The organism is Sphingopyxis sp. SCN 67-31, assembly GCF_001725095.1.
In genome coordinates, this window is sequence record NZ_MEFH01000112.1 from 1 (window position 1) to 10,105 (window position 10,105).

At 64.1% G+C, this 10,105-nt stretch carries 12 protein-coding genes; 6 read left to right on the top strand and 6 right to left on the bottom strand.

The genetic code is table 11. From position 1 onward, the window contains the following. The 4 genes from rpoD to ABS88_RS20135 form a co-directional block, all read left to right on the top strand. Window positions 1-1,594 (top strand): RNA polymerase sigma factor RpoD (gene rpoD / locus ABS88_RS20120; RefSeq protein WP_286750408.1); only part of this gene is annotated, 1,594 nt, incomplete at its 5' end. 357 nt (window positions 1,595-1,951) lie between these two features. Then, entirely contained in the window at window positions 1,952-2,251 is a 300-nt protein-coding gene (locus ABS88_RS20125; RefSeq protein ID WP_286750409.1) for a PspC domain-containing protein, read from the top strand. A gap of 273 nt (window positions 2,252-2,524) precedes the next feature. Beyond that, on the top strand, window positions 2,525-3,196 hold the full coding sequence (locus tag ABS88_RS20130; protein ID WP_286750410.1) for a DUF6975 family protein: 672 nt from the start codon (window positions 2,525-2,527) through the stop codon (window positions 3,194-3,196). A gap of 112 nt (window positions 3,197-3,308) precedes the next feature. Further along, entirely contained in the window at window positions 3,309-4,154 is an 846-nt protein-coding gene (locus ABS88_RS20135; RefSeq protein ID WP_003047362.1) for an AAA family ATPase, read from the top strand. Between the two features lie 26 nt (window positions 4,155-4,180). Here ABS88_RS20135 and ABS88_RS20140 read toward each other — a convergent pair whose 3' ends face one another. The 3 genes from ABS88_RS20140 to ABS88_RS20150 all read right to left on the bottom strand — a co-directional run bounded on the left by ABS88_RS20140 (window position 4,181) and on the right by ABS88_RS20150 (window position 6,404). After that, entirely contained in the window at window positions 4,181-5,578 is a 1,398-nt protein-coding gene (locus ABS88_RS20140) for a methyl-accepting chemotaxis protein (protein WP_286750411.1), read from the bottom strand. 82 nt (window positions 5,579-5,660) lie between these two features. Further along, window positions 5,661-6,137 carry a DUF1465 family protein gene (locus tag ABS88_RS20145; RefSeq protein WP_286750412.1) on the bottom strand — a complete coding sequence of 159 codons (477 nt, stop codon included), beginning with the start codon at window positions 6,135-6,137 and terminating at the stop codon, window positions 5,661-5,663. A gap of 69 nt (window positions 6,138-6,206) precedes the next feature. Then, the gene (locus ABS88_RS20150) at window positions 6,207-6,404 is read right to left on the bottom strand and encodes a YdcH family protein (RefSeq protein ID WP_003047369.1); all 198 of its coding nucleotides are present in this window, start codon (window positions 6,402-6,404) and stop codon (window positions 6,207-6,209) included. Between the two features lie 135 nt (window positions 6,405-6,539). Between ABS88_RS20150 and ABS88_RS20155 the strand changes: the two genes are divergently transcribed. Then, window positions 6,540-6,698, top strand: a complete 159-nt coding sequence (locus ABS88_RS20155) for a YdcH family protein (protein WP_003047371.1) — start codon at window positions 6,540-6,542, stop codon at window positions 6,696-6,698. A gap of 48 nt (window positions 6,699-6,746) precedes the next feature. Here the strand turns inward: ABS88_RS20155 and ABS88_RS20160 are convergent, their stop codons facing one another. From ABS88_RS20160 to ABS88_RS20170, 3 genes are all read right to left on the bottom strand, one after another. Continuing rightward, window positions 6,747-7,136, bottom strand: coding sequence for a PilZ domain-containing protein (locus ABS88_RS20160; protein WP_263588339.1), 390 nt, complete (start codon window positions 7,134-7,136; stop codon window positions 6,747-6,749). 91 nt (window positions 7,137-7,227) lie between these two features. Next, entirely contained in the window at window positions 7,228-7,689 is a 462-nt protein-coding gene (dksA, locus tag ABS88_RS20165; protein ID WP_003047377.1) for an RNA polymerase-binding protein DksA, read from the bottom strand. A gap of 706 nt (window positions 7,690-8,395) precedes the next feature. After that, window positions 8,396-9,385, bottom strand: coding sequence for a ribosomal eL19 family protein (locus tag ABS88_RS20170; protein WP_286750413.1), 990 nt, complete (start codon window positions 9,383-9,385; stop codon window positions 8,396-8,398). Between the two features lie 162 nt (window positions 9,386-9,547). On the opposite strand from ABS88_RS20170, the gene ABS88_RS20175 reads away from it, so the two are divergent. Continuing rightward, window positions 9,548-10,105, top strand: a 558-nt coding sequence (locus ABS88_RS20175; RefSeq protein ID WP_502686174.1) for a serine--tRNA ligase, incomplete at its 3' end; no start/stop codon positions are given.

Sequence of the window (10,105 nt, forward strand, 5' to 3'; positions counted from 1 at the left end):
GGCGGGCCGCGACACGATGATCCTCGGCCTGTGCGAAAGCCCGCTGACCTTCAACGCGATCATCGAATGGTCGAACGCGCTCAACAACGGCGACATGCAACTGCGCGAGATCGTCGACCTCGAAGCGATGCTGTCGAAGGATCCGGCGCCCGAAAACCTTGATGACGAGGGCGAAGGCGACGACGGCGAAATCAGCGAAAAGACCGCGGGCGTCTCGTTCAAGGACGAGGACGAGGTCGAGGAAGAACCTTCGGCTGACGGCGATGACGAGGACGGCGAAGGCTCGTCGGGCAAGCGCGAAAGCTTTGAGGAAGACGACGAGGACAACACGCTGAGCCTCGCCGCGATGGAAGAATTGCTCAAGCCCGACGCGCTCGAGAAGTTCGCCAATATCACCAAGAGCTTCAAGGCGTTCCAGAAGCTTCAGGACGCCCGGCTCGAGGCGCTGTCGACGGCGGGCGACTTCCCCGACGCGCAGGAAAAGAAATATCACAAGCTGCGCGAGGAACTTACCGCGCAGGTCGAAAGCGTGCAGTTCCACGGCACCAAGATCGAATATCTGGTCGACCAGCTTTACAGCTACAACCGGCGCCTGACTGCGCTCGGCGGCCAGATGCTGCGCCTTGCCGAACGCCATAAGGTACCGCGCAAGGCCTTCCTCGACCATTATGTCGGGCGCGAGCTCGAAGAAAACTGGCTCGACGAAGTCGGCAAGCTCGACAAGAAGTGGGCGGCGTTCGCCGAGAATGAGGGCGCGGCGGTCGACCGCATCCGGACCGAGATTTCGGAAATCGCCCAGGCGGCGGGCATGAGCCTGCCCGAGTTCCGCCGCGTCGTGAACATGGTCCAGAAGGGCGAGCGCGAAGCGCGCATCGCCAAGAAGGAAATGGTCGAGGCGAACCTGCGTCTCGTGATCTCGATCGCGAAGAAATATACCAACCGCGGCCTGCAGTTCCTCGACCTCATTCAGGAAGGCAATATCGGCCTGATGAAGGCGGTCGACAAATTCGAGTACCGCCGCGGCTACAAGTTCAGCACCTATGCGACCTGGTGGATCCGGCAGGCGATCACCCGCTCGATCGCCGACCAGGCACGCACGATCCGCATCCCGGTCCATATGATCGAGACGATCAACAAGCTGGTGCGCTGCAGCCGCCAGTTCCTCCACGAAAGCGGCCGCGAGCCGACGCCGGAGGAAATGGCCGAGCGTCTGTCGATGCCGCTCGAAAAGGTCCGCAAGGTGATGAAGATCGCCAAGGAGCCGATCAGCCTCGAAACGCCGATCGGCGACGAGGAAGACAGCCATCTCGGCGATTTCATCGAGGACAAGAACGCGGTCATCCCGGTCGATGCCGCAGTGCAGTCCAACCTCAAGGAGACGGTTACGCGAGTTTTGGCCTCGCTTACGCCGCGTGAAGAGCGTGTTCTCCGCATGCGCTTCGGCATCGGCATGAACACCGACCATACCCTTGAAGAGGTCGGCCAGCAGTTCAGCGTGACGCGCGAACGTATCCGCCAGATCGAGGCGAAGGCGCTGCGCAAGCTCAAGCATCCGAGCCGCAGCCGCAAGATGCGCAGCTTCCTCGACCAATAGGTCGATCCGCACCGAAAAATCAGACACCCCGCCCCAACCGGCGGGGTGTTTTGTTTCGGGTCCGGCGTGACATTTTTGCTGCACCGCACAAAAATCTGGCGCAGCATCTTAAAATTTTCATCTTTCCCAACCAGATGAGACGCCGTCGGCGTATCGCTTCAGCCTCGGTTCAGGCGATCACGCCGATTGGCACATTGTCCCGATTGATGGGAATAATTTCAACAAACACGGGCGCATTCCTCGATCGGGGATGCAAAAAAGCCCGGAAAATGGAGAGAATGACCAATTGGCACGCCCATTGCTTAGTCATGGGCAGGAGCGGCCTCCCCCACCGCCGCCAAGAGGAAAGACCGAACGATGGCAAACGAAAACCAGAATATCTTCTCCCGCCAGGACACCTTCTTCGGCATCTGCGAAGCGGTGGGCCAGGATTTCGGCTTCAACCCCCTGTATCTGCGTCTCGCGTTCGTCGCACCGCTCTTCTTCTTCCCGGTGCAGACCTTCGCGGCCTATTTCGGCCTCGGCCTGATCGTGCTCGCGTCGCGCTTCTTCTTCCCGTCGCAGCGCGCTGCCGATACGGCCGACGCCCCGGCGCTCGCCGAAGCGGCGCCGGCTGCTAAGGCCGAAAAGGCCGAGGAACTCGCACTCGCCGCCTGATTCGAACCGGGGCCGGCTCTCCCTCTCCCTTGCACCGGCCCCGCCCATGTTGCGGCGCTCCACTGGACCGCAACAGCGCAGGGACCGGCAGCTCAACCCGCTGCCGGTCCCTTTGCGCGTCGAACCGAGGCCCGCTGTGCAGGAGTGGGACAGAAGCGCCTGAAATCGCTCGCCCCTCATAAACGCGACGTTTACGACGTTCGGCTAATGCTGATCCCCTGATTTGCAACGGCGCCGGTCGCAAGAGCCGCCGCAACAGACGAGGATGCAGCCTTGAGCCAGTCGCCCCAGCCCCAGGCCCAGACGCGCGGCATTGCCGAACTGCTCGACACGCTCGTCGCGAGCGAGGGAACGGGCGCGCACGGCCATGTCAAATCGGGTGCGCTGTCGAGCGGCCCCGACGCGATGCGCAACCTTGCCGACGCGGTCCATTTTCTCTGCCTGCTCCACGGCCGCTATCCCGGCATCGTCGACAGCGCGGCGCGCAAGGCGGTCGATGCGGCATCGCGCAAATGGATGGACGAAACCGCGCAAGCCTTTGCGCAGGAACGCGCCTTCCTGTCGAAAATCGCGGCCGCGGTCGGTCCGGTGCCGAGCACGCAGGGCCAAGCCCAGTGCGAGGCGGCGGTCGCCGCGCAGCGCAAGGCGCTCGACATGCTCGCCGAATCCGATCGCAATGGCTGCGCGATTGGCGCGGCGATCGCGCTGACACTCGATTGGCGGACGATCCGCGTCCTGCTCGACATCAGTGCCCAGCGGCTTGACATGAAAGTCCCACGCTGCACCCTGCCCGACTTGCGCGAAACCGCTCGTCTTGCCAATGCCGTCGCCGAAACACCGGCGGTCGAGCGCGCGATGGCCTTTGGCGCGCAGCAGCTCATCGCACAGCACAGCGGCCTGTGGGATCTGATGGCCGCCCGCGCCGCCAGCCGCACGCACGCCTGACCGGGAACGTCCACGCCGCGGCAGCCGTGGCGACGCTCCGCTTGCACCCTTCCCTCGCGCTCGCTATGCCCATCCCGGTTGACGTTCACGTTAAGGGAAAGGGCGAGCCGCCATGCGCTTCGAAGGAACCAGCGCCTATATTGCAACCGACGACCTGAAGGTCGCGGTCAATGCCGCGACAATGCTGCGCCGCCCGCTGCTCGTGAAGGGCGAACCCGGCACCGGCAAGACCGTGCTGGCCGAAGAAGTTGCCAAGGCGTTCGGTGCGCCGCTGATCACCTGGAACATCAAATCGACGACCAAGGCGCAGCAGGGCCTCTATGAATATGACGCGGTTGCGCGCCTGCGCGACGGACAGCTCGGCGAAGAGCGCGTCCACGACATCCGCAACTATATCAAAAAGGGCAAGCTGTGGGAGGCCTTCACCTCCGAGCAGCTTCCGGTGCTGCTGATCGACGAGATCGACAAGGCCGATATCGAATTTCCGAACGATCTGCTTCAGGAACTCGATCGCATGGCTTTCCACGTCTATGAAACCAATGAAACGGTGACCGCGCGCGAACGCCCGATCGTCGTCATCACCTCCAACAATGAAAAGGAACTGCCCGACGCGTTCCTGCGCCGCTGTTTCTTCCATTATATCAAATTCCCCGACCGCGACACGATGGCCGAAATCGTCGAGGTCCACTTCCCCGGCATCCAGAAAACGCTGGTCAGCCGCGCGATGGACATCTTCTACGACGTGCGCGACGTGCCCGGGCTCAAGAAAAAGCCCTCGACCAGCGAGCTCATCGACTGGCTGAAGCTGCTGCTCGCCGAGGACATGCCGCTCGAGGTGCTGCAGAACCGCGACGTCGGCAAAGCGATTCCGCCGCTGCACGGCGCGCTGCTCAAGAATGAGCAGGATGTGATGCTGTTCGAAAAGCTCGCCTTCATGGCGCGCCGGCAGGGTAGCTGAGCCAGCCTCGCTCGCAATGACCGCCGTTACAGCTGGTAGGCAACCTCGACGTCGCCCCAGCGGCGACCGTTGATGACCGCGGGCATATAGACGTTGCGCACCGTCACATAGTTGGTGCCGTCGCCTTCCTGGCGATACACCGACATGAAGAAGGGCGCGTTGCTGCGCTTTGCCGCCGCGTCGACATCGTCGAACAGGATGCGGCCGTTGCGGCAATGCGCGGTGTCATGTTCCAGATCGCCCGTCGGCGCGCGCGAACATTCGGTGATGTGCGTCGGCAGGAAGCCGTTCATGTCGCCCGCCGACGACATCTTGATTTCGGGATGCTGCGCCACGGTGCGGTCGAACAGTGGCCGCCAATGGGCGTCGGCCCAGTCGCAAAGGCTGGTGCGGAAGCGTTCGGGGTTCGATCCCGGCACGCGCACATAATTGGTGTCGAACAATTGTTCCATCGTTAGGTCGCCGCGCGCGAGCGCCGCTTCGGCCAAGGCGACGAAATCGTCGCGGACGGACGCGGCCAGATCGACGATCGCGCTGTCCTGGGGGCTGACGCCGGCGGAAATCACCGCGTTGAACATGCGGTTCGACACATTTTCCATTGTCAGGATCGAATCGCGCGTCCTGTTCAGCGTCGCGCCATTGTCGCGTACCGATCCGACGACGCGGTCGAGCGCCTCGCGTACCTTGGCGCCATTGGCGTGCACCATTGCGCTCGATTGCGCGATACGGTCGCTCTGATCATCGAGCAGCGCGACGAGATGCGTCGCATCGTGCAGCGCATCGGTGATCGTCTCGAACTGCGCCTCCGCCCGCCCCGACTGCTCGACCCCCGACTGGATTTCGGTGACGAGACCGGCGGCTTCGGTCGACAGGCTGCCGATCGAACGGCGGATTTCATCGGTGGCGCTGCGCGTATTCTGCGCCAGCTTCTTCACCTCGGCGGCGACGACGGCAAAGGTGCGGCCGGCATCGCCCGCACGCTCGGCCTCGATCGCGGCGTTAAGCGCGAGCATGTTGGTGGTCTTGGCAATCTGCTCGATCGACTGGCTGACCTGCTGGACCTGCTCCATCACCGACGCGAAATTGGTGACATGCGTGCCCAGCCGCGCGACCAGATCGATGACCGAGCGGAATTCGGTGACGGCGCTGTTGACGCGCTCGGCCCCGGCGTCGAGCTGTTCGCACGCGCGCGCCGACAACAGCTTCGCCTCGTCGGTCGAATCGGCAATCTGGCGCTGGTCGGCCTCCAGGCTGACGACATAATCCTCCAGCCGGCCCAGCTCCGAAATCTGGCGCTGCATCTGGTCGGTGGCGCGCTGGATCTGGCCCGCGGCATCGCTGCAGCCGACGGCAAGCTCGCCGCAGTCGCTGGCAACCGACTGGTCGAGATTCTGCGCGGCGGAACTGATCGGTTCGAATTTCATTGGCGCACCCACTTATGACTCCGGGCGAACCTTGGCGCACATTGGTTAACGCCGCGTCAATGCTTGGTCGGGACCAGTTCGATCAAAGCCTTGCTTCGAGTTGGGCCAGCAGCGCCTGCACCGGCCGCGCCGCTTCGTCGGCGGTCCATCCCGCCTCGATCCGCGCGATACGGTCGAACAGGCGCTCGCTCGCCGCGACGATCCTCTGGAGATTATCGTCAAAATGCGCGCACAGCGCATGGTCGGCGGGAACGGGCGCGCCGATGTGCGCCGCGCTGTCCTCGGGGCCGGCACCGGGGTCGCCTGCGAACATGGCGCGGCGGTGGAGCAGCCAGGCGATGATGTGCATCAGCCGCGTTGTCGTCTTCAGCGATTCGCACGCCAGCCCGACCTGCAGGATCGGATCGCGCGCCACCGCCTCGAAATCGCGATGCGCGCGGAAGGCGGCATGCGCCTCGTCGGCGAGCAGCATCGCCTCGACATAGAGATTTTCGACCTGCGCGCGCTGCACCGGCTGCGTCGCCATGCCGTTCCGGATCGGTCCCCTGAACATCGGCATCGAATGCCACGCCACGCAGCGCCGCCGCAAGGACGCTAACCATGAATTTAGGGAGCGTCCCGTTTTGAATCAGGCGATTATGTCGGGCAGCAACTGATCCTCGCACCAGCTGATCTCGTCGCGCAGCTTGAGCTTGCGTTTCTTCATCCGGGCAAGCTGGAGCTGATCGGGAACCGTCGCGTCGCCCAGTGCGATGATCGCGGCGTCGAGATCGCGATGCTCGAGCCGAAGCAGTTCCAGGCGCTGGGCGATTTCTTCCGGGTTCACGCCGCTTCCCTGCCACGATCACGGCCCGTCCGCAACGGGGACCATCTGGCCGAAACGCGACCATCCGGGCGGGACAAGCGGGGCGAATCATGTTTTACTCGGAGCTGCCAACCGAGTCGAAAAGGAGAATGGCCTATGAGCAGCTCGCACCTTTCCGCCCTGAAGTCCCGCCACGCGGACCTCGACGCGAAAATTGCGAATGAAGAGCGCCGCCCCGCACCGGACATGGCCTTGCTGGCGCAAATGAAGAAGCAGAAACTCAAGATCAAGGAAGAGCTGCTCGCCGAAACCTGAGGCGAGCAGAGCGCTATCGCCCGCTGATGCCTTTCGACGCGAAACGCATCAGCGTCGGCGGTAGAGCGAAGCCTTCTTGTCCAGCGCCGAAATATAGGCCGGGACGTCCATCTTCTGAACCACCTGCCGCCGCACCGCGTGCGGATCGATCGGTCGCTCGAACGCCACCCCGAATTTGCCTTCGCCCACCCAGACGACATGCCCCGGCACAAAGCCGATATTGCGCAGTTCGATCTCGGCCGTTGCGCCTTGCGCCAGCCCCGGCACGACGGCCTCGGCCAGCATGCCACCCGCCGACAGGTTGCGCACACGCACCGTCACGGGCCTGGACTGACCCGGAAACAAAAGATTGGCCTGCATGAACAGGCTGTCGCGGTCGGCGCTGCGCGACAGCGAAGCGACCTCTTCGTCCAGCGTTGATGGTATGCGCGATTCCATGGCGACCCGTTCCCCGAATTGCGTTCGGAGCGACCCTAGGGCCCGGTACTTTACCGAATCGTAAACAGCGGCGCTTCTGTCCCGATTGGGATCAGTCTTCGCGCGAGATCCGCTCGTTGCGTTCGTGGCGTTCCTGCGCTTCCAGAGTCATCGTCGCGATCGGACGCGCTTGCAGGCGGGCGAGCGAAATCGGTTCGCCCGTCACCGCGCAATAGCCATATTCGCCCTCGTCGATGCGGCGCAGCGCCGAATCGATCTTCGCGATCAGCTTGCGCTGACGGTCGCGCGTCCGCAGCTCGATCGCCCAGTCGGTCTCGCTCGATGCACGGTCGGCAAGATCGGGTTCGCGCAGCGGACCGTCCTGCAAATGGGCCAGCGTCGATTCGGATTCGGTGAGGATCGACTTCTTCCAGGCGAGCAGCAGGTTACGGAAATATTCCTGCTGCCGCTCGTTCATGAACGGCTCGTCATCGCTGGGAACATAATCCGAATCGAGATTGGACTTGGCTTCGCGGAGAGCGTCGGCGCCTACTTCGGCAACATTGGTCGGCATGAGGAGCGTCCAAGTCCTTTCCTGATCGCCTGGCTCGCCGAGCTTGGCGAACCAAGGATTGCGCCGGGCCTATAACCAGCCCTCCGATGCGATACAAGCGCGAAGCGGACCGCTTGCCCGCGCGCGGCTGAAGCAGTGCTGAACCGACCCGACGGAGGCACCCTCACGACAAGCCGCGCCCCAGCTCTCTCGACCGCCGCACGCCGCTGCAAATTAACCGGTTGAGGCCATTTGGCGTGAAACACGTATTGTTTTGGGACAGTTACGCGCATTTCGGTTGATTTCGCATATCAATTCCCGCTGTCGGACAATCAAACGCGGTTAACGCAATTGCCGCGTTCACAAAGCTTTGGCCTTTTGGCGCTAGCGAAGGCGCGCACGGGTGTCGGTCAACGACATGGGGCGCACCTGCAACGGGAAAGAGAGAGTAACCTATGTCTGTCCGAATGGCCCTCGCCAAGCTTTGTGCCTGCACCTGCGGCGGCGCGATCATCGGTAGCGGCGCGATGCAGATCGCCGACGTACCGGCTGCGGCTGCGCAGGTCCAGAAATCGGGCTCCTGTTGCAAGAAGGTCGTGCGCAAGCGCCACGTGGCGAGAAAGCCCGTCAAGCGCGTCCGCCGCGTCGTCACGACCAAGCGCGTGATCCGTACCGTGACCCCGCAGCAGCAGGTCGTCACCCAGACGATCCCCCTGCCCCCCATCCCCTATGCCCCCTTCCCGCCGCGCGGCGAAGGCTTTGGCGGCGGCAGCAGCGGCGGCGGCGTGACCGTTATCGGCGGCGGCTTTGGCGGCGGCTTCGGCGGCGGCTTCTTCGGCGGATTCTTCGGCGGCAGCTCGGGCGGCAGCAGCGGCAGCGTGGTCGTCACCTCGACCACCACCGGCGGCCTCAGCTCGACTACCAGCAGCACCTCGGGCGGCGTTTCGACGTCGACGGGCGGGGTGAGCACCTCGACCTCGACCGGCGGCGTTTCAACCTCCACGGGCGGCATCAGCTCGACCACCTCGACGGGCGGCGTCAGCACCTCCACCGGCGGCGTTTCGACCTCGACCGGTGGCGTCAGCACCTCGACGGGCGGCGTATCGACCTCCACGGGCGGCGTGAGCACCTCGACCGGCGGCGTTTCGACCTCGTCGGGCAATGTCAGCTCCTCCTCGTCGAGCAGCAGCTCGTCTTCGAGTTCCTCGTCCTCCTCTTCTTCCTCGTCGTCGAGCTCGTCGTCGTCGGGCGGTGGCAGCTCGCACGGCAGCTCTGGTTGGGGCAGTTCGTCGAAAGGCGGCTCCTCGCATGGCAGCTCTGGCTGGGGCAGCTCGTCGAAGGGCGGAAGCTCGTCGCACGGCGGGTCGTCGTCGCACGGCGGAAGCTCGGGCAGCTCCGGCGGTTCGGGCAGCAGCAGCTCCTCAAGTTCGTCGTCGAGCAGCAGTTCCTCTTCATCGAGCAGCAGTTCGTCGAGCGGCGCGACCTCGTCGGGCGCGACCGGTGGCAGCAGCAGTTTCGGCGGATCGAGCAGCAGCTCGTCGTCGTCATCTTCGTCGAGCAGCAGCTCGTCGAGCTCATCCTCCTCGTCCAGTTCCGGCGGCAGCACGAGCAGCGGATCGTCCGGTGATCCAACCCCTGTTCCTGCGCCTCCGATGATGCTATTGTTCGGTGCAGCAGCAGCCGCGCTCGTCGCGCGCCGCCGCGCCGCGAATCGCAACGGCGACGAAGCTGACGCGGCCTAACGAATCCACTGGAGGTCATGGGGGGGGAGACCCAGACCACCTTCTGGGGGCCACTCTTAGGGGTGGCCCCCTTTTTTGCGTCCCGATGATATCCGCGCAGGGTTGCGCCGCGAAGGCAGCAACGCCATAGCGCGGCGATGCACGATATCCGCCTGATCCGGGAAAACCCGCAAGCTTTCGACGCCGGCCTCGCGCGCCGCGGCTTCGAACCCATGTCCGCGACGATCCTCGCCGCCGACGCCGAATTGCGTGCGCTCCAGACCGCGATCCAAGCATCGCTGGCGCGCCGCAACGAAGCGTCGAAGCTGATCGGCCAGGCGATGGCACAGGGCGACAAGGATCGTGCCGAATCGCTCAAGAGCGAGGTCGCCGCGCTCAAGGAAAAGCTCCCGGCAGAGGAACAGGCCGAACGCGACCGGCTCGCCGCGTTGCAAGACATATTGGCGGCGCTGCCCAACCTGCCGGCCGACGACGTCCCCGATGGCCTCGACGAAGAGGGTAATGTCGAAATCGCGCGCTGGGGAACGCCGCGCAGCTTCGATTTCCAGCCGCGCGAACATGCCGATTTCGGTCCCGCGCTGGGGCTGGATTTTGAGACCGCGGCCAAGATGTCGGGCGCGCGCTTCGCCTTTCTGAAAGGGCAGATGGCGCGGCTCGAACGCGCGCTCGGCCAGTTCATGCTCGACATGCAAACG

Coding starts and splice junctions, on each gene's coding strand:
- ABS88_RS20125 (WP_286750409.1), top strand. CDS start 1,952: ATGGCAAACGAAAACCAGAATATCTTCTCCCGCCAGGACACCTTCTTC.
- ABS88_RS20135 (WP_003047362.1), top strand. CDS start 3,309: ATGCGCTTCGAAGGAACCAGCGCCTATATTGCAACCGACGACCTGAAG.
- ABS88_RS20140 (WP_286750411.1), bottom strand. CDS start 5,578: ATGAAATTCGAACCGATCAGTTCCGCCGCGCAGAATCTCGACCAGTCG.
- ABS88_RS20145 (WP_286750412.1), bottom strand. CDS start 6,137: ATGCCGATGTTCAGGGGACCGATCCGGAACGGCATGGCGACGCAGCCG.
- ABS88_RS20155 (WP_003047371.1), top strand. CDS start 6,540: ATGAGCAGCTCGCACCTTTCCGCCCTGAAGTCCCGCCACGCGGACCTC.
- ABS88_RS20160 (WP_263588339.1), bottom strand. CDS start 7,136: ATGGAATCGCGCATACCATCAACGCTGGACGAAGAGGTCGCTTCGCTG.
- dksA (WP_003047377.1), bottom strand. CDS start 7,689: ATGCCGACCAATGTTGCCGAAGTAGGCGCCGACGCTCTCCGCGAAGCC.